Origin of the sequence: Psychrobacter sp. LFX-11D, from assembly GCF_904846475.1 — a bacterium.
In the GTDB taxonomy this organism is placed as follows: domain Bacteria; phylum Pseudomonadota; class Gammaproteobacteria; order Pseudomonadales; family Moraxellaceae; genus Psychrobacter; species Psychrobacter cryohalolentis.
This window is the reverse complement of record NZ_CAJHAV010000004.1, coordinates 83,630-109,870: the sequence shown is the minus strand read 5'-3', so window position 1 is coordinate 109,870 and position 26,241 is coordinate 83,630. Positions and strand designations below refer to the sequence as shown.

Sequence of the window (26,241 nt, the reverse complement as noted above, 5' to 3'; positions counted from 1 at the left end):
GATAACCTTACTTAAACAATAGCCATAGCTTGAAAAACACTATATTACATTGTTAATCATTTATGACCAATAGGTGCGTGATATGGCTGGATAGCAACTTGCGCGTAAGCAGACTCAGGCGCATAATGCTGAAATAGAAAATATTTTAATAATGCCATAAGAGACATATCTTATAGTTTATAAGGACATAAATTATTTACTTTAACTAAATAGTAGTGCTTAAATTATCATAGATAAGGTGTTGTCTAAATGACAACGATAGCCAGTTTACATTGACTATTGTTCGTAACACTTCTTATCCTACTGACATCCGTATCGACGGACAGCTACGAACAATGATTTCAGCGTAACATGGAAGCAAGCGCTATTCAGCTACAATATAAGGGTAACCGCTTATGTTCGCTACATTTATGATTGACCAGCTTGATGCGCTGATGCTTGCGCGTATCCAGTTCGCTTTTGTTATTTCATGGCACATTGTTTTTCCAGCTTTTTCAATCGGACTTGCCAGCTTCTTGACCGTTTTAGAGTTTCGCTGGTTAAAAACTGGTGAGCCTATCTATGCCGAAGTCTACAAACACTGGGTAAAAATATTTGCCGTGGTATTCGGCATGGGTGTCGTGTCAGGCGTGGTAATGTCCTACCAATTCGGCACCAACTGGGCAGTTTTTTCCGATAAAGCGGGTAACGTGCTGGGTCCCTTGCTTGCTTATGAAGTATTGACCGCCTTTTTCTTAGAAGCATCATTCTTAGGGATTATGCTCTTTGGCTGGGGTCGTGTCAGTAAACGTATGCACCTTGCCTCAACGGCAATTGTCGCTATCGGTACGCTGATATCAGGGTTCTGGATTTTGGCTGCTAACAGCTTTATGCAGACGCCACAAGGCTTTATAGTTGGCGCAGATGGTCTACTATATCCCACCAACTGGTTAGAAATCATTTTTAACCCCTCCTTCCCCTATCGCTATGCCCATATGATGACCGCAGCTTTCTTGACGACGGCCTTTGTTATCGGCGGCATCGGTGCATATTATCTACAATCCAAAAAACATGTCGAACATCGCAAACATGGTCGTGTCATGCTCGGTATGGCGATGGTGATGGCGATTTTTGTTGCCCCAGCACAAGTACTTATCGGCGATATGCATGGGCTTAATACATTAGAGCATCAACCTGTCAAAGTCGCAGCGATGGAAGGGCTTTGGGAAAATGAGCGCGGTGCACCGCTGGTATTATTCGGCATTCCGGATCAAAAAGCAGAAAAAAATCACTATGAAGTTAAAATACCTTATGTGTCCGGTTTAATTTTAACTCACTCATTTGATAAAGAAGTGAAGGGCCTTAAAAACTGGGCACCAGAAGATCGACCATTCGTTCCCATTGTCTTTTGGGCTTTCCGTATTATGGTTGCCATTGGTATGCTGATGGTATTGGTGGGACTATTTAGTCTATATAAATACTTCAAAAAACAACAATTTAATTCTGACAGTATCTGGTTCCACCGCTTATGGATGATGATGACCCCGATGGGTTTTATCGCCCTACTTGCTGGTTGGTTCGTCACTGAAACCGGTCGTCAGCCGTGGACAGTTTACGGCGTCATTCGCACGGCAGAAAGCATGTCTCCGGTTGCGGCACAACAAGTGGCAACGACGCTGATTGGCTTTATCGTACTATATGTCTTTGTGTTCGGCGCAGGCAGCTTTTATATCTTACGCTTGATCGCAAAGGGTCCACAGCCGTATGAAGACCCTGCTGATGATAACTTCTATGAGCACTCTATCACTGAAGGTCAAGGTCGCACGTTAAGCGGCGATAGTAATGCCAGTGAGAAAGTAGAAGATTTGGATCAGCCTGCTGATGACGTCGAAGATGGAGGATTACGCTAATGTTTAACTTTGGTGACGTATTAGATTTACCCCTCATCTGGGGTGGCTTAATTGCTTTAGCTGTCTTCGTTTACGTGTTACTTGATGGATTTGATTTGGGCTGCGGTATTTTATTCCCGTTTGCAGGCTCGGACAAAAATCGTAGCCGCATGATGAACTCTATCGCCCCTTTTTGGGATGGTAATGAGACATGGTTAGTATTGGGCGGTGGTGGCTTATTTGCCGCCTTCCCAGTCGCCTATGGCATTATTATGACAGGGCTTTATCTGCCGGTCACCTTTATGCTGTTCGGTTTGATTATGCGCGGTGTGGCATTTGAGTTCCGTTTTAAAGCAACCTCACATCGCTATGTATGGGATACTTTTTTCTTTATCGGCTCTGTGGTTGCTACCTTCTTCCAAGGGATTATGCTTGGCGCGTTGGTACAAGGATTAGAGGCAAGTAATCGTTTATATACCGGCGGCCCTTTTGATTGGCTCACGCCATTCTCTGTGGTCTGCGGTATCGCTCTGATTATCGGTTACGCGCTGCTTGGCTCGACGTGGTTGATTATTAAGACTGAGCATAAGCTGCAAGTTTGGGCGCGTAAAGTTTCTGGTTGGATGCTATCAGCATTGGTAGTCGCAATGATTGTCGTGACTGCCTTTATGTATTTCTCAGACATTGATGCGCTTGAAGGTTGGTTTAGTTTCCCAGGGTTATTGTACCTTGCACCGATGCCGATTATCGTCTTGGCGTTATTTTTCTTTATGCGTAAAGACTTGACCTCAGAGCGTGAATATCGTCCGTTCTTATTGACCGTCGTGCTATTTTTGATGGGTTATATCGGTGTTTGTTTTGCGATTTTTCCTTACATCGTGCCGTATCAAATGACCATTTATGAGGCAGCAGCAGCAGATACTTCATTATCATTTATGCTTATTGGTGCTGGCATTATGCTGCCTATTATTTTGAGCTATACCGCCTTTGCCTACTATACGTTTAAAGGTAAAACCGGTCACGAGCACATGTATTAATAGCTATTAAGCAGTATTCTATATTCTAAGTTTTCAGGAGAAAACTGTTGAGGAGAATATCATGAAAAATCTTAGTAAAAAACAATCTCAGTGGGCATGGTTTATTGGTTTATATATCGCAGGTTTTCTGACGATTTTTACCATTGCCCAGCTGATTAAATTGGCAATGGGCGTATAAACATTTATCCCATTAGTTATTCATAAAAAACCGCAGTGCTAATCAATAATTAGCACTGCGGTTTTTTATGGCCTATTACTACTAGATATTATAGATTAAGCACCGCAATGTTCGCTTACACCTTTATTTTCTATAAAGGTATTTACCTGCTCTAGGCGCTCAGGCGTACCAACATCTATCCAATTATCAGGCATGATCTCAGCCGTTACTTGGAATTTTATCATTGCTTGTCTAAGTAAGGGTCCAAGGGCGGCAGATTGACCTGATACCAAGCCATCAACCAATCGTGGCGACACCACACTGATGCCAGCAAAAGTATATTTATCGGCGTCACCAATGGCCTGCTCGCTTGCCAAACCATTATTAATAGCAAAGTCGCCACCCTCATTATGTTCAGGATTATCAATCAACAATAAATGGGCGCGCTGGTCTGCGCTTAGCTCATACGTGACCAACTGACTAAAATCAAACGTCGTCCATACGTCAGAGTTGACTAAAATAAATGGTTCATTTTTTAACTTTCCAGTTTGTAGCGCTTTAAAAATACCACCTGCTGTCTCTAATGGCGCGTCAGCTTCAAGTGACCAATGCAACTGTACGCCAAACTGCGTGCCATCGCCAAGCGTATCCATCAACTTATCAGCCAGCCAAGAGGCATTAATCGTAATATCAGTAATACCAGCGGCTTGTAGCGCTTTAATATGCCAAATAATAAGTGGCTGCCCACCTACTTCCACTAACGGCTTTGGTGTCTCTAAAGTTAATGGACGCAGGCGCGTACCCTTACCGGCTGCCAAAATCATGGCTTGCGTTATTACCGACATAGATAATCCTTATTCTTGGCGAAATTTATACGAGGCGGCTGATGATCAATAGCTTTGAATACATTGGCATTAAATATATGAGCGTTAAATATATTGCTGCACAAATTTGGTTTGATAAGCAGGCAATACTGTATCCATTATCCATTGATTAAATGGCAAAACGACTTGTTGCAGACGCGCACTGCCTTTTGTACTTAGCCATTCTAATTCAAAAAGAAAATCACGCATGACTTTAGGAATATCCGCTAAATAACGACTTTTACCATCGCGCTCATAAAGCCGGATAAAAATACCTAGCACTTTTAGGTGCCGCTGTACGCCCATGATATTGACCTGACTTTCAAGTTGCTCAGCACTGTCTGCTGTTGCCAGTCCTGCTTGTTTTTGCAATTGCCAAAAGTCATGAATCCACTGCGTTACTTGCGCTTCCGACCATTCGACATAGGCATCACGTAGCAATGATACCAAGTCATAGCTATGCGCGCCAATCACCGCATCTTGGAAGTCAATCACCCCTAATCGCGTGTTATCTGCCTGATCCTGCATCAAATTGCGGCTATGATAATCACGATGGACGATGACTTGCGGTTGTAATAGAATCTCTTCTATCAAGGCTGATTTTAGGTTTTCCCATAATGACGTATCAAGTGTCACGCCGATATGTGGAATAAACCAGTCGCTAAATAAGTCCATTTCACGGGTTAGCATTGCGGCATCATAATCAGGCAATTGATGCTGAGATTTTGCTGTCTCTACCGGTATCTGTTGCAACGCAACTAGTGTCTGCATCGCTGATTGATAGTAGTCATTTACTTGCGCAGGCGTAGCACCAACCAATAAATGAGCGAACTCTACCGCGCCAAAATCTTGCAAGACCAAAAAGCCTTTTGTCACATCTTGCGCGATCAGCGTCGGCACATTGATGGCTTGCGACATGAGTGCTGCCACATTAATAAACTGCTGCATCGCGTCTTGCTCATCAGCCGAATCCATGACAATATAACGCGCTATTTTTGTCGTATCATCTGTATCAATAGTTACTAGCTGAATACGGTGATAACGGCGAGCACTGGCATCACCTGGCAAGCTTTCAAGAGTAAAGGTTTGATTCTCGAACACTTGTTGCAACCAGCACTCTAATGACTCTTGGCGCGTATTAATGGCAGGTATCGTAAGATTTAATAGTGTTTTATCGGTCATAAAAAGCATCGCAGGTTAAATATAAGTCGTAAATGACTAAATGAGTGATAAGTAGGACAAATACTTGCTAAAATAGTGAGCGCTTATTGCACAGTCGCTGTTGTCTTAAAAATAGCATGGCTATCTAATAAACTTTGATAATTTGATAAATAGTGTAGCTGATTTGGTTTTTTTTGACTATGATTAGTCGTCATTATATGTAAAACGTCCCAACTTTTAAGATTATATTATTTATTATTCGTTTATAAAGCGCTGTAGCTGTCTAAAACAGACTTGATAGACGATATATTGCAATTCAATAGGCTCTACAAATCATAGGTGTGCCCTTGTTATATTCTCCGCTTTACCAAAGCATCCGTTTGATTTTATTTGGCGCGCTAGGCTTATCGAGCTTGACCGTTAGTGCCGCTATCAATCAGACTGACTCGATGATGCCTGAGCCATTGGTGACTGATAGCTCAAACCAGTATGCCGATGACGTAGCAACTGATGCTGGTTTTAATAATGAAATCAATCAAGACATCAGCTATCAAAGCGACAGTCAGCAGGCAGCAGCCTATAAAAAAGCCAGTTTGAGTAGTGATGCTACTCTAGGTAATGACGCGGCTGTAAATAACAATAATATCACTGCGATTAACGATCGTACCAAGACGAGCCAAGATAGACGCGTTGCCCCAGTAAATACAAGCAACGCAGCAAAAGCTGGTAATCGTCGAATTGATACCAATGATGAGAGTATTCAAGAAAGCCTTAAACGTTTAGCAGAATTTTATGAGCTGACGCCAGATACGAATGTTGCAACATCAAACAATGCAGGCACTAGCGTAAATGACGAACAAAATAATATTCAAAACAGTTTGACGCCTGTAACGACTAATATCCCAACCGTAGGTAGCAATCTGCGCTTGCTGCCAAACACTGTCGATAGTGCGGCGCGCTGTGAGGGACAATGGGTCTATCCTAAGAAAAATCTAAATTATCAACGGGCTATTAATGAAGCAGGCGCCAGTAATGGTCAACCAGCACCAAATTTAAACGGTCTGCCCAATAATCAAGCGCCGCTATTTGCAGAATCAGATTATGGCTACTACGATAATGTCGATTATGCTGAGCTATCAGGTAATGTCATCATTGACCAAGGGACTCAGCATATTGAGGCCGAAAAAATCGTACTGGACTTAAGTAACGGGGTGGCAGCGGCGCAAGGTAACGTAATGTTTACGGATCAAGCCACCGGCAATGCTTCTGCGACTGGAGCACAAGACCGAACTCAACAAAACGGTAAAACTAGCCTCACTGATAAAGCGGCGCAAGGTGGTCTCATCGGTGTCGCTGACGATTTGAACTATAATACTGAAACAGGGCAATCTACTGCTACGAATGTCGCTTTTGCCAGTGTTGAGCTACAAGCACATGGTTATGCCAAGCGCTTAAACCGACCGAATGAGAGCCAATATGAATTGGACGAGGTCATGTATAGCACCTGCCCTCCGACCAATCGTAAGTGGCAATTTGATGCCAAAAGCATAGATTTAGACACTGAGACAGGACGCGGTGAAGCTTACAATACCACCTTCCGTATTGCTGATGTGCCCGTATTTTATCTGCCCTATTTTAACTTTCCAATAGACAGTCGACGCGGTAGTGGGTTTTTATTGCCTAATGCAAGTATCAGTAGCGAAAACGGACTTGAAATTGATGTGCCTTACTATTTCAACCTAGCTCCCAACTATGATGCTACGCTAAGCACGCATATTTATACCACTCGTAATCCTATGCTATCTGGAGAGTTTCGTTATTTAACAGAAAATTATGGCGAGGGTATCTTTAATGGTTCCTACTTGCCTAATGACAAAGAATACGATGGAGAAGACCGCCGCAGTTTGTTCTATGATCATTATTGGTCATCTACCAGCATCCCACGCCTAAGCGGTGAGGCCAAATACAGCTACGTATCTGATGCCGACTACCTTAATGATTTTGATACGCTAGGTTTATCAGATAACACCTTAAACTTGCCGCGCCGAGCGCAACTGAATTATTATAATGACTATGTCGACGGCGAGCTAAAAGTAGAAACCTTCCAAACACTTGATGCGTTGAATAACAGTGGGCAGATGTTGCAAGATAAAGACAAGCCTTACTCGCGCCTACCGCAGCTCAAACTTGATTACCGTCTACCTTGGGCAAAGCATTTTGATATCACTGGCGTCAGTGACTCCGCTTATTTTAAAAAATCCATCGATGATGGTTCTGAGAATGAAAAAAGTGGCACACGTTTTTATAATAAACTCAGTGCATCTTATCCTATGGAGAACTCATGGGGTTATATCAAGCCAAAGCTAAGCTTACAACATCTGTTTACCACTTATGATGAAGACAGCTTAGTTGACAATTCATTGGATAAAGATGATGGCAGCCAGTCAGTGTTTGTCCCGCAAGCCAGTATTGATGCAGGTTTACATTTTTATCAAGCCGGCTCACCGTTTGGCGCATTTGATGACACGTTAGGTGGTTATCGTTTACTTAGCCCGCGCCTGAAATATACTTACTCGCCTTATAAAGACCAAAACGATATTCCTAACTTTAATACTCGTATTGCCTCTATTAACTATGAGCAGTTATTCTCAGACAGCTGGTTTTTAGGGCATGATCGCTTACAAGATTTACATGCTTTTACCCCAGGTATTAACTATCGTTACATCGATGCAACGGGCGTGACACGTTTTGATGGTAGCATTGGTGAACAATTTTATCTCGATGATGGACGCGTTACGCTTGATAATACAAAACCTGTCTTTACCTCATCCTCTTCAGGGTTAGTTTGGGATACTAGCACACAGCCGTATAATAATGTCTGGGTCGATGTGAGTGGCGCGCTGACCAATAGCTACGATTTAAATTACATTACTACTGAGTTACGTTACCAGCCATCTGATAATAGCTTGTTTAATGTAGGTTTTATCAAACGTCAACGTGATGAAAATACCAACCAGTTACCACTGTCTGCATTGACAGCGTCAGCAGTTTTCCCAATCAATAATAACTGGCGTGTACTGGCTCAAGGTCAATACGACTATAATCGCAACCAAATGCTCGATTCATTGATTGGGATCGATTATGAAGATTGCTGTTTTGGCTTTGCGGTTTATGGTCGTCGTTACTATAATGACTTGAATATTGCTGAAAAACCCACACAAGCGATTATGGCAGAAGTAAGATTAAGTGGTCTTGGCAGTGGTAGTAGCCGTTTGACACGCTTACTTGCTGATAAAGTATTAGGTTTTGAACCTGTTCAAAATGCATGGAAAGACTAATAACATGATAAGAGACAAGCCTAATTTATAGCCTAGTATGTATGGTATAAACTGGTTTGCATTCTATTATAAACAACCCTAGCCACTATTTTAGTATTAACATTATTTGATGCTAAAGCAGTGGCTAGTGGATTTAACCGATTACCATCCGATGCAATGACATTGATGAGGAGCATCATGAGATTTTTTTCTTTACGCCAGACAAGCCAAGCAGTATTCCTATCGATGGGCTTAATGACTGCTCTTGGTATGAGCGTTAGTGCCCAAGCAGCAACGGTGAACTCTGCAAAAGCGCAAGCGACGACGACTCAAAAAAACAACGTGGCTCGTTTAACGCCTGCCAATAGTACAGATGGCATCATTGCATTGGTGAATGAAAATGCGATTTTAAAAAGTGATCTCATTGCTGCCATTGCTCAGACACAGGCACGTGCAAAAGCTGCGGGTGAACCTATTGCCAATTCAGCACAGTTACAGTCAGAAGTATTAAACGCCCTTATTTTGCGCGAACTACAGCTGTCCTTGATCAAACGTGTTGGTTTAAATCCCGATGAAGCGTCTATCAATAAGCGCTTAGAACAAATAGCAAAAGCAGAAGGTTTAAATAGCATCGCCGCTTTACAACAGCGTTTAGACTCAGCGCAATCGGGCAGCTATGCGACTTTGCGCGCGCAGTTGATTGAAGATGCCGCTATTCAAGCCTTACAACAGCGTCAAATCACCAATCGTGTGCGTATTAGCGAGCAGGACATCGATGCATTTTTGGCATCACCTGAAGCCAAACGCTTGAACCAAAGTGAGTATCAGACAGTCCATGTCCGTGTTCCATATATGGATGACTATAGTCGCCTATCAGAGGCACAGCGTAATGACGCTTTAAAAGTGGCACAAAAGTTACGTACACGCCTTCTTGTGCCAAATGTCAATGTCGCTGAAGCGATTGCAGCCAGTCAAGGCAGCTACCCTATCCCATTACAAGGTGGTGATATGGGCTTTCATAAAGCCGCTGCCCTCCCAACTGAGCTATCGAGCGAGATTACCAAACTTGAGGTTGGCGCTGTGAGTGCGCCTTTAGTCACCCCTGAAGGTATCGATATTATTAAGCTTGCCAATAAAAAAGCCAATGATACCATGCTTGTTCCTCAGTGGAATACTCGTCATATCTTGGTTAAAGTTGATGAGCTACAAACAGATGCTCTTGCTGAGCAAAAAATTAACGACCTATATAGTCAGCTACGTAATGGTGCTGCCTTTGATAGTCTAGCATCAACGTATTCAGACGATCCTGGTTCAGCAGGGCGCGGCGGCGATTTAGATTGGGTTGGTGAAGATCAAATGATTGCGCCGTTTGAAGCAATGATGAAAAACACAGCTGTCGGTGACTATTCTGCCCCGTTTAAAACGCAATTTGGTTGGCACATACTTAAAGTTGAAGGTAAGCGTCAACAAGATGTCAGCGATGAGTATCGTCGCACTATGGCACGTCAAGCTCTATATCAACGCCTAGCACCACAAGCCAAAGAAGACTGGCTACAAGAGCTACGTGCTGGCGCTTATATCCAAGTGCTTGGTTAATGATCAAGTGAACTAAATAACCAGTCAAAGTATTTTATAAAAAAGGGTATATGCCAGTGCGTATATCCTTTTTTTGTGCCTTTTGATTTGTTATTTAATTGAAAATAATTGTAGATACATAAATACTCAAGCATAAAAACGATGAGTAAAAATATATAAATCAATAACTTAAGCACAAAGAAAAGCCCCGAACCTAGGGCGATTGGTTCGGGGCTATGGTTTTTCATATTATTATTGTTATCTCTTCCGTGTTGACTCATCCTAAGTCATAAACAGTAATCCATGAGACAGTGGGCTGTCCTGTCCTATTATTGATACTGTCTCAACACTACATCCTTGCGTATCCTTGTGTTGATGGATGTATTCTAAGACAATTGATGTGCAGCGACTAGAGGCTAAAGACCTTATTTAACGTAAGCATTTGCTTACGTCTGAATTGTTTAGCTAGTAGGTATCCTTTGCTTACTAGGATTCTTCTGAATCTCACTTCTATTCCGATTCTTCATGCTCTTTAGACACCTTGCAACCTTCTTTTTTGCCTGCTTCGATCTTATTTTCCGCCTCTTTAAAGTCGGCTGCTTGTGCTGTAGGAGCATTTCCTTTTTGATTACTCTCCTCTTCTGGCTCATATTGCAACGTTGTCATCACAGGAAAGTGGTCAGAGCCAATCGAAGGTAAACGTTCAATATCAATCACTGTGAAGCAAGCACTATGGAAAAGATGATCCAATGCCCAACGTAAAAACGGATAGTTAACATGAAAAGTATTGATAAAATGTCGCCCAATACGGGGATCTAGTAGCCCTGAAATACGTTGAAAACGCCGTGTGGTCTGTGACCAAGCAACGTCATTAAGATCACCTGCCAATATGGCCGTTTGCTTATTGTCTTTAATATGCTTACCAACCATCAATAGCTCAGCATCACGGGTCGTAGATTTATCAGCTTCTGTTGGACTGGGGGGCATAGGATGCAAGCAATAAAGCCAAATGACGCGCCCACCTTGCAACTGTATCTGAGTGTGAATAGAAGGTATATCATCAATGATTAAATATTTAATCTCAGGGTCTATCAGCTCAAGCTTAGAATAAAGATGCATACCATATAAATTATCTAAAGGCACTTTTACTGTATAAGGGTAATCAGACTCAACTTGATTAAGCGCTTTTTCCCATTTTTCATCACTTTCTAAAGTAATTAAGATATCAGGTTGTTTCTGTTGTACCAACTCAACCAATTTATAAGTATCATCATTGGTGGTCAACACATTTGAAACCATGATTTTTAACTGATATTCCTCAACATCCGGCTTATCTTTGGCATTTTTTACTTCTTTCTTCCATAGCAGAGTATAGGGCAATACCATTCTGAGTTGAAAGGCTAACGTAATACTCAAAGCCGCAAACAACAGCCATTGTTCTAGCTGCCACTGAGGTCCAAATATCACCATACCAAGCCAAGCAATGATACCAAGTATCATGATTTGAATACGAGGGAAATCCACACCGCGTACCCACCAATTATCAAGTGGTAGCCATCCCCAAATAGTGATAAATGCGACGAGCCCTGCCAGTCCTTGCGCACCGTAATATAGAAAGGAGAAATCCATCATGTGTATCGACCATTTATCAAATCAACAGTTATACCATTGATTATGTTCGTTATTATTATGGCTTAGCGTCTATAATAGCTAAACGATAAATTCTCTTAATAAAATGCATATAAAAATATTTAAATAAAAAACATAAAAACGAAAAGTGCTTAAGATAAGCATTATATATAAGGGCTTACTTTAGCATTCCAGACAACCTGCGCCTACTATTGAACACTACTTACCTAATAGATACTATAAAACATTACAAAGATCAGGCTTACGTCTGTGCTTACTCTGTTATCAAAGTCGATATTTCACTCATGATGAATATCATTTCTCATTCATTAGCAGAGCTAGAAGAATGACCATAACTCAAAGTTATAACTATCATAGTTAATAGTGCTAGTAAAACCCGCGAAACCTATCAAAAAACCTTGCTTTTTGGAGCTATTCACGGCATTGTTATTGGTTGGCGATGCAACAATTTATTGTAAAAAAGGATTGAGTTTGATGAGTGATTTAACAGTAGGTTTGGTAGGCTGGCGCGGTATGGTCGGGTCAGTATTGTTACAACGTATGATGGAAGAAAAAGATTTTGACGGTATTACGCCAGTATTCTTTTCAACCAGTAATGCAGGCGGTGATGCGCCAAGTTTTGATGGTATTAAGACCAGCCAACTACAAGATGCTCATGATATTGACGCCCTTACCGCTTGTGATGTGATTATTACCTGCCAAGGTGGCGACTATACCTCAAAAGTACATCAACCACTGCGGGATAGTGGTTGGTCTGGTTATTGGATTGATGCGGCAAGCACCTTACGCATGGAAGAGGACAGCATCATCATTCTTGATCCAGTTAATCGAGTTGTTATCGATAATGCACTCGCTGAAGGCAAAAAAGATTTTATCGGTGGTAACTGTACCGTATCACTCATGCTAATGGCAATCGGTGAGCTGTTTAATAAAGGCTGGGTCGAATGGGTCAGCGCCATGACTTATCAAGCCGCTAGTGGTTCTGGTGCTAATAATATGCGTGAGCTTATTGAAGGCATGGGTGTATTACGTGATGCTGTTAAAGATGAGCTTGCCAATCCTGCTAGCGCCATTCTTGAGATTGATAAAAAAATCGCTCAGACTCAACGCTCAGACGATTTTCCTAAACAATACTTTGGCGTGCCATTAGCCGGTAGCTTGATTCCTTATATCGACTCACAGTTAGAGAACAAGCAATCTCGTGAAGAATGGAAAGGTGGTGTTGAAACCAATAAGATCCTTGGCAACTCTGAAGCAGATAAGATTGCTATCGATGGTATGTGTGTTCGCGTTGGTGCGATGCGCTGTCATGCACAAGGCTTAACAATTAAGCTCAAAAAAGACATTCCATTAGAAGAGATCGAAGCGGCACTGAAGAATAGCGGTAATGAATGGTTAGATGTGGTTGAAGACAATAAAGAAGCCACTATGAACCGTTTAACGCCTGTTGCAGTGACGGGCACTTTGACTGTCGCATTAGGTCGCCTGCGTAAGCTTAATATGGGTCCTGAGTATTTAGGCGCATTCACCGTGGGTGACCAACTATTATGGGGCGCGGCTGAGCCATTACGCCGTATGCTGAACATCATTCGCGAGCAAAATAGCTAAAGCTAATATTCTGAATTTGGATATAAAAAAGACAGCAATTGCTGTCTTTTTTTATGAGTTATTTTTGCTGATAAGCAATCATGACTTCATTGCGGCGCATAAATGGCAGTGTCCATGGTGGATTGTAACGTGCTAATTCGGGTTCACCTGTCATCTTTAATTTTTGCGCCTGCATCCAAAACTGTAATTCTGCCGTTTTCGCAGCCACCTTTTCACTGCCAGCAAGCCCTGAAAACTTAATAACACCGTAAGTCTTAGCGGGTACTTTCACAATTTCAATATTTGAATTATTTGGTTTTGGTAGCGTTTGCAGCGTGTATTGGCTTGGCATAATAAATTGCACACGCCACTTTCCATCGTTTTGTTGCATACTCACTGGCGCTGTCATGGCTATTTTTTGTGACTCATCACTGGTATTTTTATTTTCAGATTGCATCGTCACAGGGGCAGTCATGCTGATTTTGCTACTCTCGCCACTTGGCGCAGTATTGTTACCAAATATATAATCTGCTAACACCTTAAACCCTGCACGACTGGCCATATTTTGATCACCAGAAACCCAAGTTTGCGCTACCAATTGCTCATCATAACGACGCAATTCAAAATTTTCAGTTTGCGACAAGACAGTATATTTCGGCTCTTCGGTAGCCATAGCTGCTCCTGATATCGATAATAAGCTACTTAACAATAAGCTGCTCTTTAAGTAATTTCTTTTGGTCATGACTTATCTCCATTGTCCAAAAGCATATAAGGTATTAATATTTGGGTTTTGGTCTGTTTTCTACTTTAGCAATGACTTGATAAAGATGTCTGTAGCTTTTAGTTATAGTCGACTAAAAACACCCCGTGAAATCTAAGCTAAATAAACATCAATAACCAAAAAAAGCCTAACAATGCTATAATTAGCACCATTTTCATAGCTTACATAGCGGTTATCTTATGCAATTTGTCTTACATAAAACAGCCAGTGGCGTTACTCGCGCACGCCGTGGTACAGTCCACCTCAATCATGGCGACGTACAAACGCCAGCCTTTATGCCAGTAGGTACTTACGGTACCGTTAAAGGCATGCTACCACGTGATATTGAAGCAATTGGCGCAGATATCATCTTGGGCAATACTTTTCATTTATGGTTACGCCCTGGTACCGACATTATTGATAAATTCGGTGGCTTACATAAATTCATGCATTGGGATAAGCCTATTTTGACTGACTCTGGCGGATTTCAGGTATTCAGTCTTGGCGCGATGCGTAAGATCACTGAAGAAGGTGTGACTTTTAAATCACCTATCGATGGTGCTAAAGTCTTTTTATCACCAGAAAAATCGATGCAGATTCAATATAGCTTGAATTCAGATATCGTGATGCAGTTTGATGAGTGTACGCCCTATCCTGCCACTCACGATGAAGCTAAAAAGTCTTTAGAGTTGTCACTACGTTGGGGACAACGCTGCGTTGATGAGCATAAAAAGCTTGGCAGTACCAATGCGTTATTTGGCATCATTCAAGGCAGTATGTACGCTGATTTACGCAAGCAATCACTAGAAGGCTTGCTTGAAATTGGCTTTGATGGCTATGCCATTGGCGGTTTGTCTGTTGGCGAGCCAAAAGAAGAGATGATAGACGTCCTAGATTATATCGCAGATGACATGCCTGCCGATAAGCCGCGCTATCTGATGGGTGTCGGTAAGCCTGAAGATCTCGTAGAAGGAGTACGCCGCGGTGTCGATATGTTCGATTGTGTCATGCCAACCCGGAATGCGCGTAATGGTCATTATTTTGTCACAGGCGACGCCGACAATGCGGGTGTGGTACGTATACGCAATAGCCAATACCGCACCGATGAAGGTCCATTAGACCCTGAATGCGATTGCTATACTTGCCAGAATTTTAGTCGTGCTTATTTATCGCATTTGAATAAATGTAAAGAGATGCTTGGCGCGCAGTTAGCGACGATTCATAACTTGCGTTACTATCAACGTTTGATGCAAAATATCAGAGATGCCATCGAACAAGATAAATTTGATGAGTTCGTGAATGAATTTTATAGCAAACGCGGACAGACGGTGCCAGAGCTGAATTTGCGTTAATAGTAATGGTAATTTGACATTAGCTACTCATATATAAAATACAAAAAAAGGCTTAAGATTCATCTTAAGCCTTTTTTGTTCACTAAATTTTGACAATCTAACTATCAACAGGATACATATCAAGAATAAATGATTAGCCTACCAATGCAGCCACAAATACCACAATGACTGCGATTGGCGCTACAAATTTAGTAACGATTTGCCAAATCTGCCAAGTACCGTTTGATAAATTAAGCTCTTGCTGAATGCTACGTTGGTCCATTCTCCAAGCAAAGAAGATAATGCCTGCAAGACCGGTTAGCGGTAATAAGAACTTACTGGTAAGTTTGTCTAGTGCATCAAAGATGCCATTACCCATGATAGTAAAGTCGCTCCATAAGTTAAAGGACAATAGCGCAGCGATACCCAATAGCCAAATCACAGTACTTGCAGCAATAGTAGACATCGTACGGTTCATCGATGTGCGTTCTTCTAAGAACTCAACACTTGGCTCTAGCAGTGATATCGACGATGTCACAGCAGCAAAGGTAATCAATAAGAAGAACAAAGTACCGATAATCGTACCACCAGCCATGCTACCAAAAGCAATCGGTAGACTGACAAAAATTAAACCAGGACCTGATGCAGGATCAAGACCATTGCTAAAGATAATTGGGAAAATGGCCAAACCAGCTGCTAAGGCAATAACTGTATCTAAAATAACAACCGTACGAGCTGTTTTTAGTAAGTTCACTTCACGACCTAAGTATGAACCATAAGCCACCATGATGCCCATACCAATAGATAGGGTAAAGAAAGCATGACCCAATGCCGCTAGCATTACATCAACGGTCAACTTGCTCAAATCAGGTGCAAACAAGTAATTAACCGCTTCACCAAAACCACCATTTATCACGTTATAACCAACAATGATAAATAAAATCACACCCAGTAATGGCATCATGATTTTAGCAGCGTTTTCAATACCGCGCGTCACACCAATACCGACGATAAGTGCGGTAATGATCATAAATACCGTATGCCAAATCGTTAGCGTACCTGCTGATGCTAGCATTCCATCAAAGGTTGCAGCGACAGAGTCACTGTTTTGACCGGCAAAACTGCCCGTGCCAACTTTAGTGATATAGTTCAGCGCCCAGCCACCGATGACACTATAAAAAGAGAGAATTAAAAAACCACCTAAGATACCAGTTGCGCCGACAATACCCCAGCTACTTGACTTACCTTCACTAACAGCAACATCTTTAAAGGTATTAATAGGATTCTTTTGACCACGGCGACCAATGAGCCACTCAGCGACCAATACAGGAAAACCAACCAAAGCAATACAGAACAAATAGGCAATAACAAAAGCTGAACCACCGCTCTCACCTACCATATAAGGGAATTTCCAGATATTCCCTAAGCCGACTGCCGAGCCTACTGCTGCAAGTACGAAGCCAAAACTTGAGCTCCACTGCGCATGATCTTGTTTATTACTAGCCATTTTTCCTTCCTCATGCTTCAATTAATATTGCTTATAATCATCCTTGATTATTATAAATAGCTGTCCATAATATTTGACTATTTACTCTATGCATCAATGTGATGCATCCAGCAACATTAAGAAATAATTGTTTACATTGTTGTAGAGGCTCAGTTTCTGCTAAGCAACTAAAAAAGTCAAGTAATCATAAATATAAAAAGCCATAACTAATAGTTATGGCTTTTTATATTTATGATTACTATTTATAACATTTAGTTTCGATGGTAAAAACTATTTAAAATGAGCTACCGATGTATTAAAACAGAATTTAGCGCACGACTCCGCGGCGACTTTTCTGTAGCGAATCGATCAAAAATTCGATTTTTGACTCTTTTGGCAGCAGATCTTGTTTCAATACTTCAAGTGCTTGCACTGTCGTTAAACCAGATCTGAATACCACACGATAAGCTTGGCGCAGCACGTCGATGCTATCTTTAGACCAGCCTTTACGGCGCATACCCTCAATATTAAGACCATGTGCCTTAGCAGGATTACCTGAAACCATGGTAAACGCCGCTACATCTTTTAAGACCAACGTTGCACCACCAACCAAACTATAATCGTCAATTGTACAAAACTGATGAATGCCTGAGTTACCACCGACAATAATATGATTGCCAATGGTAACATGACCTGCGACGCCCACATTATTAGCCAATACATTATGGTCGCCAATCAAGCAATCATGAGCCACATGAGTGTTAACCATGAGCAAGTTATGGTTGCCAATTTTTGTCAACCCACCATCTTGCTCAGTACCACGGTGCAAGCTACAGGCTTCTCGAATGGTATTATGATCGCCAATCTCAAGCCAAGTACGCTCACCTGCGTATTTGAGGTCTTGCGGGTCTTCGCCAATGCTTGAAAATTGATAAAACTGATTGTATTCACCGATACGAGTCAATCTAGTGACGACCACGTGGCGATGCAATACAGTATGTGCACCAATCGTAACCTCATCACCGACAATACAGTAAGGGCCAATGGTTGCGGTTTTATCAATCGTAGCAGACGGTGAGATGAGTGCTGTGGGATGGATCTGACTCATAATAGAGGCCTTTGTATCATCGAATGCAATTAAATTAGTAAAACAAATACAGACAGCTTAGTGAAATTAACTAGCCTAAAGCTGCCTTTGTTAAAAAATAAGATGATGCTAATAAATAAGCATTCACATCATGGTTTAAATGTTTCATGCATTATTCAAAGTGACTAATGCGGTTTATTGCTCTTGACGCGCAATCATAATCTGCGCACTAACCGCAAGCTCATCTTCGACATGTACAGTACAATCAAACTTATAAATACCCTGCTTTTGCATCACAATTTTAGAGCGGATAATCAGCTGATCACCAGGGATAACACGGCGCTTAAAGCGCACTTTATCAACCCCTGCGAACAAGTATAAATAGCCATCTTCTGCCGTCAGTCCTGCACTAATAAAACCCAGAACACCTGATACCTGAGCCATGCACTCAACCATCAATACGCCTGGCATGATAGGCTCATCAGGGAAATGCCCATTAAAAAACTCTTCATTAATGGTGACATTTTTTATGCCCGTGATACATTCGCCTGGTGTACAAGCAACTATCTTATCCACCAATAAAAATGGGTAACGATGTGGCAAATAATGCTTTAACGTATGGTAAGTTAATGGCAATGTTAACCCTTGTTCAGCCAAGCTTTTAATGTCTTCTGCCGTTGGGTTATCAATATTGCTAGTGCTCATAGTAACGCTTCCTTGCTGTATTTAAAGTCTTGCTTGAGAGTAAAGCTTTGCTGAGTTTTAATATTATAAATAATCTAAGTATTAATTTTCTTTAACTATGAACCTTTAAACGCTAATCACGACCAAGCTGGCGAAAACGGACAGCCGCACGGCGCCAGTTAGCAGTTGGCATAGCAGCCGTGCCAGAAGAATACGATCCGGCAGTGGTGATTGACTTAGTGACCATAGTCATACCCGATAAGGTAACATCATCTGTGATATCAATATGTCCGGTAATACCGACCGCCCCGCCAATAATGCAGCGTTTGCCAATTGTAGTACTACCTGCGATACCTGTATGAGCAGCGATAGCCGTACCATCACCGATACGGACGTTGTGTGCTACTTGTACGAGGTTATCAATAATAACATGATTTCCAATCACCGTATCATCGATGGCACCGCGATCTATACAGGTTTGACTGCCAATGCGTACATGATCACCTATTAGCACACGCCCTAACTGTGCAATACGCTCCCAACCTGTGACACTAGGATTGGCAGTGGGTGCAAAGCCAAAGCCTTCCGAGCCTATCGTCACCCCAGCGTGCAACCTAACATGACTACCAATAATACAGTCATGTCCTATTACCACTTGTGATTTGATAACACCATCTGTACCAATGGTAGTATTATCCTCGATGACTACATGAGCCTCAAGCACGCTGCGATCACCAATCTGCACTTGCTCACCGATGACACAAAAAGCGCCGATAATCACTTTATTGCCAATAACGGCACTGTCGGCGATGACGGCTGTCGGATGAATACCGCTAAATGAATGTTTGCGAGCGAAAAGTTGACTCACGCTAGCATAAGCCAAATAAGGGACCGCAACAATTAAAGCTACCGTATCACTTGGCACTTCTTTGTGATGCTCTTCAGTGATAAGTACTGCCCCAGCACCAGTATTAGCTAGACTAGAAAGATAGTGAGGATTGGCCAAAAAGCTCAACTGCTGGCGATTGGCCATCGTTAAATTACCAATACCCTCTAAGGATAGACGGCGCTGCTCAGCGCTAAGCTTAGCCTTGTTAAGAACAGGCTGACGCTGCTCAATCTGGGAGATGAGTTGCTCAATCGATATCATAATCAGTATTAGTATTGGCAGGAATAAGAGGGTCGTCAAGTTGAGATATCATCTTGACGACCGGCTAAATCTAACGAACGCTTCAACTACCTAAAGGGATGAATAACAAGAATCAAACCCTTTACCTAGTAACAGGCAATTAGCAAGCGCTTAGAAAGTGTTACCAATTTGGAACTGGACTTTTTCAGTCTCATCGCCTTCTTTGTCACCGATAGGTACAGCATAGCTCAAAGAAATCGGACCAATTGGCGTATACCAAGTGACGCCTAAACCGGCACTAAAACGCAATTTATTGTCTTGTGTTAAGAGAGGTACACCAGTATCCCTATTTGGATTTGTCGTATCTGGATCAATAAAGGTGCGATTTTCTTTGTCAGTGGTATCAAATACCTGACCACCTTCAGCAAATAGTACTGGACGTACTTGATCCGCCCAATCGCCTTTAAATGGCATTGGTAAAATCAATTCAGTACCAAAGCTGACTAGCGCATTACCACCAACTTCTTCGTCTTTAAAACGAACATCATCATCTATCGCATCATTGTAGCTTTGTGATTTAGGTCCAAGCGTTGATGCTTCATAACCACGTACTGAACCATAACCGCCAGCATAGAAATTTTCATAAAACGGTAAATTATTACCATAACCAAGTTTGGTATAACCGCGAGCAACCCAATCTTTATAGATAGGTTGATAAATGTTACCACGATAAACCAGTTTCTGATAACTGGCATCACCTAAGCCAATAGTCGCATCGACTGTATGGCTCATGCCTTTATTCGGAAATACGGGACGATCTAAAGTGCTGTAATCCCAACCGAATAGTAAGTTGTAGCTTTGATATTCGTTTTTAAAGCCCGTACGACCAGAGAATTCATCTTGATCATTATTGAATTTCTCGAACGTACCACCGTCATCTATAATCTGCTGAACGCTTGATACACCTAGACGGCTACCGCCACGTACTGTGGTGTTATCAACATTTAAGCCCGCACTCACACGTTTGGTTTCATCAACCGGATAGCTATAGTTTAACGTTGCACCATAAGCGTCGGTAACATAGTTACTAACGTTTCGATCATCGTATTTGGTTTCACGGTAATAAGCGCTGATACCTTGTGATACACCATTTTCTGTGAAGTACGGATCGGTATAACCTAAGCTATAAGAATCACGCGTCTCTGAGCGTGATAAAGAAGCTTTAACACGGTCACCAGTACCCATAAAGTTGTTTTGGGTAAGATCTAACTGGAAGGTAACACCGCCACTTTGTGAATAACCAGCAGCAATGGTTGAGCTACCAGATGGCTGCTCTTCAACCGCATAGTTTACATCGACTTGGTCTGGTTGATTAGGAACTGGCTTCACATCAACGTTAACATTTTTAAAAAAACCTGTGCGCATCAAACGCGTACGTGACAGCTGAATCTTATCACTAGAAGCCAATGACCCTTCCAACTGACGCATTTCACGGCGCAGTACTTCATCTTGGGTTTTTAAGTTACCAGTAAAATTGATACGGCGCACATAAATAGGACGTGCAGGATCAATATAATAATCGATATCGACGACTTTAGTCTCATCATTGATACGGGGTACTGGTCTGATTTGCGCTAAATAATAACCCTCATTACCATAACGACTCTTAAGAGCGGCAGTGGTGGCATCAAGCTTGGCTTGTGAGTACTTTTCTTTAGCACCAAAAGTGACCAGCTCTTTTAATTCACTGGTTTCAAAAGTTGGCTTACCTAAGAAATTAATTTCGCCAAACTGATATTGCTCGCCTTCGCTAAGACTGACTTCGATAAATACACTGCTCTTATCTTCACTGATATTGAGCACCGCATTGTCTACCGAAAAGCGTACATAACCATCATTTAGGTACAGGGCTTTTAAATTTTCTAAACTTGCCGCGAGCTTCTCTTTCGCATAACGATCAGATTTAGATAATAGACGCGTCCACGAGGACTCTTTTACTGCAAAGACTTCTTTAATTTCTTTATCACTAAAGTGCTTGTTACCAATGATATTGATATCAACTACTTTGGCCGGCTTGCCTTCGATAAAGCGCACATCAAGTTTGACGCGGTTGCCATCAAGCAGCGTCTGATCGACTTCAATATTACTATTGTAATAACCTTGGCTGATATATTGCTGTTGTAGCTCGTTTGCAACGCCTTGTAGGGTTGCTTGCTTAAGTACATTGCCAACAGCAAGACCTGCATTATTTAAGCCTTGCTCAAGCCCTTCTTTGGGAATAAGTTTGTTGCCATCAAAATTAACTTCTGCAATCGTCGGACGTTCAATGACATCAAAGCGCAGATTGCCGCCTTCGATACGGCTTTGAATGTCAGCAAAGTTTTCGGTCGCATATAGTGCTTTGATACTGGCAGCCAGATTTGCATCATTGACCGTATCACCTATTGTAATAGGCAGTACTGGATATAAACTATCAGGTGTTAGGCGTTGTAGACCATTAAAGCCAATATCAGTGACCACAAATTCTGCAGCCTGAACCGGCATACTCATCATTGCTACAACTAACGGCAACCCAGCCGCGCTCATAAATAAAGGCGTACGCATAAACACTATCCGTCAATAAAAAACTTGCTTAAGTTAAGTTGAAAAGCACATCTTATCTGGTCTCTTTTGTGTCATATCGTAAACACTTAGGGAACAGACTCAGAACACTTTATATAAAACGCGTCATAAAATAAACTAAAATATAAAATTAGTACAGCAGCACGGCGATAAAAGAAATTGCTTATCAGCCTAACAATAGATACAGGATAAGCATAAAACCATTAGTCTATCGCATCTTACCGTGCAAGAAGTATGCTATATCATCAAAACAGCCGACTGATATCATTACCAATTGCTAACACCATGAAACCTGCCAGCAAGAGTAAACCAATATTTAATCCTACCATTTGCACGCCTTCAGAGAGTGGCTTGCCACGTATCAGCTCAATCAGATAATAGACAATATGACCGCCATCTAATACTGGAATGGGCAACAGATTCAAAACCGCAAGGCTCAAACTGATTAAGGCTGCGGTAGATAATACCATTTGCCAACTGATATCAAAACTTTGCTTAGCGACTTTGGCAATGGTAATCGGACCTGATAAGTTATCAAGACCTATCATACCTGATAGCATCTTGCCCATTGAGCTGACAGTCATAATAGCCAATTGCTCAGTTTTCTCAAACGATTTGATTAACGACTCGCCAGGACCATAGACCACCGTGGTTTTGTACGCATCAGGAATGACAATCTCAGACTGTGCCACCATAGCACCAATTTGTCCATAATCGTTACCTAAATTGTCTTTTTTACCTTGCGGCATAATCTGCAATTCAATCGGCTTATCATTCCGTAACACGCTAAATGTAAGCAAAGTCTCAGGATTGTCACGGATAATACGAGTGGCGCTAATCCAGTCATTAATGGCTTCATCATTGATAGCAGTGATGCGGTCGCCAGCCTTGAGACCTTGACGACTTGCCGGGCCATCAGGCGTTACATCACCAACTATCGGGGCAATATTTGGTTGCCACGGTATCATACCAAAGCTTGATAAGGCGTCTTTACCTTGCGCGGCACCTTGCATAAATTCTTTTACAGGTGCTTGATAAGTTTTGGTTGCATTATTATTGGCTTCTGATTGCAACGTAACACTTATATTGGCTGTCTCGCCCATGCGCCCAGCAAGGCGATAATTAATCCCTTCCCACGTCTGTACGTCATGACCGTCAATCGCAACGATTTTATCACCGGCAGGCAACTGTGCTATCGCGGCAGGCGTATCCGGCAATACTTGACCAATCTTGGTGGCAAGCTGCTCTGAAGGGGTCATAAATAACACCCAGAACAATGCAATGGCAATAACGAAGTTCATGATAGGACCAGCAGCCACAATAGCTATTTTCTTAAGCGGATGCTGACGATTAAATGCTAAATGCTGCTCATCTTTTGCCACTTCACCTTCACGCTCATCAAGCATTTTGACATATCCACCAAGGGGTAATGCCGAGATACGATAATCAATGCCACTTTTTTTGCTGGTCCAGCCAAAGAGTTTGGGACCAAAACCAATAGAATACGTAAGTACTCTAACGCCGCAAAGACGCGCTACAATATAATGACCCCACTCATGCAAAGCAATAAGCGGACCTAAGACAAATATTGCCGCAAGGAGTGTTAATAGAAACGTCATGATCTTTTCTCAGTAGGTACTCTTAACATCATTCTAAAAGCGATATCGATTGATACATCTAGATCAATCTTGCCACCAGCTTCTCAGTATGCTGACGCGCTAGGTTATCGATTGCCAAAATCTCATCAATATCGGCCGTCTCAGTTAATGCCGAAACTTGTATCTCATTCAATGCTTGCTCATTAATATCAGCAATATCCGTCAAACGAATTTGATTATTCAAAAATGCTGATACTGCAATCTCATTCGCCGCATTTAGAATAATGGTCGCGTGCGTACCCACTTGCATCGCCTCTCGTGCCAGACGTAAGCAGGCAAATTTTTGCAAATCAGGCTCGATAAACTCTAAACCACTTAAGGCAAATAAGTCTAATGGCTGCGAGCCACTGTCAATACGGTCAGGGTAGCTTAGCGCATGAGCAATGGGCGTTTTCATATCTGGGCTGCCAAGCTGCGCCAAAAAGCTGCCATCGCTATATTCTACCATTGAGTGAATGATACTTTGTGGATGAATCACCACATTTATCTTATTTTCAGGCAAATCAAATAAATGACAGGCTTCAATCAGCTCAAGTCCCTTGTTCATCATCGTGGCAGAATCAATCGATATTTTTTGCCCCATCGACCAGTTTGGGTGTTTGACCGCTTCAGCGACACTAGCTTGCTGCATCTGCGTAAATGACTGCTGTAAGAACGGTCCACCAGAAGCCGTTAGCCATAGCTTACGCACGCCATGATTTGGTCGGTGAATTTGGGTATTATCCTGCTGAATGGCAAATGGTAAACACTGAAAGATAGCATTATGTTCAGAATCAAGCGGCAGCAAAGTTGCATGATGCGTTTTGACCGCATTGATCATCACTTGCCCTGCCATCACCAGCGCTTCTTTATTTGCCAGTAAAATACGCTTGCCTGCGCGGGCAGCAGCTAGAGTAGAAGGCAAGCCTGCGGCGCCAACAATAGCAGCAACGACAGTATCAGTTTGTGAATCGGTAGCGATATCCACGAGGCCTGTTTCGCCGCCGACTACTTCAATATCAAGTCCTGCTATACTCAGACGCTTGGCAAACTCATCAACCGCAGCTGTCGGTACGCTAACACGCTTAGGAGCAAACTGCTCACAAAGAGCAAGCAGCTTATCTAAACGGTGATATCCAGATAAAGCATAAACATCGTAATGCTGTGGTTGTGCCGCCAAGATGGCTAACGTACTGTCGCCAATCGAGCCTGTCGCGCCTAATACGGCAATACGTTGGGTCATAACCATGGGTGCCTATAAATGATACGGTAGTAATAAGATGAAAATTAAATGAGCAGCTAAGCTTATGTTCTGTCAGATAACTGCATAAGCGATTTTGATAGTATTAGGCAAGTCAAACGATAATCAAACCAAACTGCTGTATTGCCCAAAAACCAAGCGCAAATATCGGCGTAGCAGATAGCAGCGAATCAATACGGTCAAGTATTCCACCATGCCCCGGTAGAATAGTTCCTGAATCTTTAACATCAGCACGGCGTTTGAGCATAGACTCAAACAAATCGCCCAGTACGGAAGCTAAAATCGTCAGAGCCGATAATGCCACAAAGGCGATGAGCGCTGCACCCGTCAATTGTAATTTAAAGACACTTATAATTACTACGACCAGTAGTCCTGTGACTAAGCCACCCGCCAGCCCTTCCATACTCTTATTGGGTGAAACGTTCGGTGCCATTTTTCGGCGCCCAAGCTTGCGTCCGACAAAGTAAGCACCACTGTCTGCACACCAGACCAATAAAAACACATATAGTAGCCACCATGGCGACAATTGCCATAAGTAAAACATAGCCGTAATTGAAGCCGTTAATATCACTGCTCCCATTAGCGCCAACTGCTTACCGTACCATTTGGTAGACGTTGGGAAAACTCGTACCCAAGACAGCGCCATTAACCATATGACGAGAGAAGCTGCCCACCAAAAAAGCCACGTGACTTTAAACATGAGTGACACTAACGTCAGCAGCAATACCAATACTACGAAGACCGCAGGCTGACGCCACTTTGGCATCAATTTAGTCCATTCATGGGCGGCAATAATCACCCCAATCCCTAAAAGTGGTGCAAATAATATAGGGGTTTGGCTCGCAAACATTGCAATACCAACGATAATAACGAGAACAATTGCCGTCTTAATTCGTTGCCACATACTTATTGAGCCTTATAATAATGAAGAACATTTGGTCAAATTGCGCGATAAATATTTACTATAGATAATGACGTATCATAGCCAGCTGCTGACTATAATAACGTATTGATAGTGACGCACGCTAT

General features: G+C 42.2%; 19 protein-coding genes. 7 read left to right on the top strand and 12 right to left on the bottom strand.

The window, feature by feature from the left end:
* Nucleotides 1-395 precede the first annotated feature (395 nt).
* The 3 genes from JMX75_RS04595 (at nucleotide 396) to JMX75_RS13105 (ending at nucleotide 3,083) form a co-directional block, all read left to right on the top strand.
* Nucleotides 396-1,889 (top strand): cytochrome ubiquinol oxidase subunit I, encoded by a 1,494-nt coding sequence (locus JMX75_RS04595; RefSeq protein ID WP_149409593.1) that lies wholly within the window; start codon nucleotides 396-398, stop codon nucleotides 1,887-1,889.
* A complete protein-coding gene (gene cydB / locus JMX75_RS04590) occupies nucleotides 1,889-2,905 on the top strand; it encodes a cytochrome d ubiquinol oxidase subunit II (protein ID WP_011514020.1) in 1,017 nt (338 codons plus the stop codon). The genes JMX75_RS04595 and cydB overlap by 1 nt, the downstream gene beginning before the upstream one ends.
* Nucleotides 2,906-2,966: 61 nt before the next feature.
* Complete coding sequence (locus JMX75_RS13105; protein WP_020443792.1) at nucleotides 2,967-3,083, top strand: hypothetical protein; 117 nt, start codon at nucleotides 2,967-2,969, stop codon at nucleotides 3,081-3,083.
* A gap of 95 nt (nucleotides 3,084-3,178) precedes the next feature.
* Here JMX75_RS13105 and murU read toward each other — a convergent pair whose 3' ends face one another.
* Complete coding sequence (murU, locus tag JMX75_RS04585) at nucleotides 3,179-3,907, bottom strand: N-acetylmuramate alpha-1-phosphate uridylyltransferase MurU (RefSeq protein WP_201531234.1); 729 nt, start codon at nucleotides 3,905-3,907, stop codon at nucleotides 3,179-3,181.
* 84 nt (nucleotides 3,908-3,991) lie between these two features.
* Nucleotides 3,992-5,107: an aminoglycoside phosphotransferase family protein gene (locus tag JMX75_RS04580; protein ID WP_227673019.1), complete on the bottom strand. Its 1,116-nt coding sequence runs from the start codon at nucleotides 5,105-5,107 to the stop codon at nucleotides 3,992-3,994.
* 326 nt (nucleotides 5,108-5,433) lie between these two features.
* Here JMX75_RS04580 and JMX75_RS04575 point away from each other — a divergent pair, with 326 nt between their 5' ends.
* Together JMX75_RS04575 and JMX75_RS04570 are read left to right on the top strand one after the other, a co-directional pair.
* A complete protein-coding gene (locus JMX75_RS04575; RefSeq protein ID WP_201531232.1) occupies nucleotides 5,434-8,424 on the top strand; it encodes an LPS-assembly protein LptD in 2,991 nt (996 codons plus the stop codon).
* A gap of 177 nt (nucleotides 8,425-8,601) precedes the next feature.
* Nucleotides 8,602-9,999, top strand: coding sequence for a peptidylprolyl isomerase (locus JMX75_RS04570; protein ID WP_011514024.1), 1,398 nt, complete (start codon nucleotides 8,602-8,604; stop codon nucleotides 9,997-9,999).
* A gap of 489 nt (nucleotides 10,000-10,488) precedes the next feature.
* Here the strand turns inward: JMX75_RS04570 and JMX75_RS04565 are convergent, their stop codons facing one another.
* Nucleotides 10,489-11,610: an endonuclease/exonuclease/phosphatase family protein gene (locus JMX75_RS04565; RefSeq protein WP_201531231.1), complete on the bottom strand. Its 1,122-nt coding sequence runs from the start codon at nucleotides 11,608-11,610 to the stop codon at nucleotides 10,489-10,491.
* A 492-nt stretch (nucleotides 11,611-12,102) separates the two neighbouring features.
* On the opposite strand from JMX75_RS04565, the gene asd reads away from it, so the two are divergent.
* On the top strand, nucleotides 12,103-13,236 hold the full coding sequence (gene asd, locus JMX75_RS04560) for an aspartate-semialdehyde dehydrogenase (RefSeq protein ID WP_133104439.1): 1,134 nt from the start codon (nucleotides 12,103-12,105) through the stop codon (nucleotides 13,234-13,236).
* Between the two features lie 58 nt (nucleotides 13,237-13,294).
* Here asd and JMX75_RS04555 read toward each other — a convergent pair whose 3' ends face one another.
* Entirely contained in the window at nucleotides 13,295-13,957 is a 663-nt protein-coding gene (locus JMX75_RS04555; protein ID WP_201531229.1) for an SOUL family heme-binding protein, read from the bottom strand.
* 218 nt (nucleotides 13,958-14,175) lie between these two features.
* Here JMX75_RS04555 and tgt point away from each other — a divergent pair, with 218 nt between their 5' ends.
* Nucleotides 14,176-15,327 (top strand): tRNA guanosine(34) transglycosylase Tgt, encoded by a 1,152-nt coding sequence (tgt, locus tag JMX75_RS04550; protein WP_020443802.1) that lies wholly within the window; start codon nucleotides 14,176-14,178, stop codon nucleotides 15,325-15,327.
* A 133-nt stretch (nucleotides 15,328-15,460) separates the two neighbouring features.
* On the opposite strand, the gene JMX75_RS04545 is transcribed toward tgt, so the two are convergent.
* The 8 genes from JMX75_RS04545 to JMX75_RS04510 form a co-directional block, all read right to left on the bottom strand.
* The gene (locus JMX75_RS04545) at nucleotides 15,461-16,813 is read right to left on the bottom strand and encodes a sodium-dependent transporter (RefSeq protein WP_011514029.1); all 1,353 of its coding nucleotides are present in this window, start codon (nucleotides 16,811-16,813) and stop codon (nucleotides 15,461-15,463) included.
* Between the two features lie 307 nt (nucleotides 16,814-17,120).
* Nucleotides 17,121-17,900, bottom strand: a complete 780-nt coding sequence (lpxA, locus tag JMX75_RS04540) for an acyl-ACP--UDP-N-acetylglucosamine O-acyltransferase (protein WP_011514030.1) — start codon at nucleotides 17,898-17,900, stop codon at nucleotides 17,121-17,123.
* Nucleotides 17,901-18,074: 174 nt separating this feature from the next.
* Nucleotides 18,075-18,584 carry a 3-hydroxyacyl-ACP dehydratase FabZ gene (gene fabZ / locus JMX75_RS04535; RefSeq protein ID WP_011280792.1) on the bottom strand — a complete coding sequence of 170 codons (510 nt, stop codon included), beginning with the start codon at nucleotides 18,582-18,584 and terminating at the stop codon, nucleotides 18,075-18,077.
* 112 nt (nucleotides 18,585-18,696) lie between these two features.
* Nucleotides 18,697-19,713: a UDP-3-O-(3-hydroxymyristoyl)glucosamine N-acyltransferase gene (gene lpxD / locus JMX75_RS04530; protein ID WP_201531288.1), complete on the bottom strand. Its 1,017-nt coding sequence runs from the start codon at nucleotides 19,711-19,713 to the stop codon at nucleotides 18,697-18,699.
* Between the two features lie 150 nt (nucleotides 19,714-19,863).
* Entirely contained in the window at nucleotides 19,864-22,296 is a 2,433-nt protein-coding gene (gene bamA / locus JMX75_RS04525; RefSeq protein ID WP_201531227.1) for an outer membrane protein assembly factor BamA, read from the bottom strand.
* 263 nt (nucleotides 22,297-22,559) lie between these two features.
* On the bottom strand, nucleotides 22,560-23,933 hold the full coding sequence (gene rseP / locus JMX75_RS04520; RefSeq protein WP_201531226.1) for an RIP metalloprotease RseP: 1,374 nt from the start codon (nucleotides 23,931-23,933) through the stop codon (nucleotides 22,560-22,562).
* Between the two features lie 58 nt (nucleotides 23,934-23,991).
* Nucleotides 23,992-25,200 carry a 1-deoxy-D-xylulose-5-phosphate reductoisomerase gene (gene ispC, locus JMX75_RS04515; RefSeq protein WP_201531225.1) on the bottom strand — a complete coding sequence of 403 codons (1,209 nt, stop codon included), beginning with the start codon at nucleotides 25,198-25,200 and terminating at the stop codon, nucleotides 23,992-23,994.
* Between the two features lie 106 nt (nucleotides 25,201-25,306).
* On the bottom strand, nucleotides 25,307-26,116 hold the full coding sequence (locus JMX75_RS04510; RefSeq protein WP_201531224.1) for a phosphatidate cytidylyltransferase: 810 nt from the start codon (nucleotides 26,114-26,116) through the stop codon (nucleotides 25,307-25,309).
* Nucleotides 26,117-26,241: the final 125 nt, after the last annotated feature.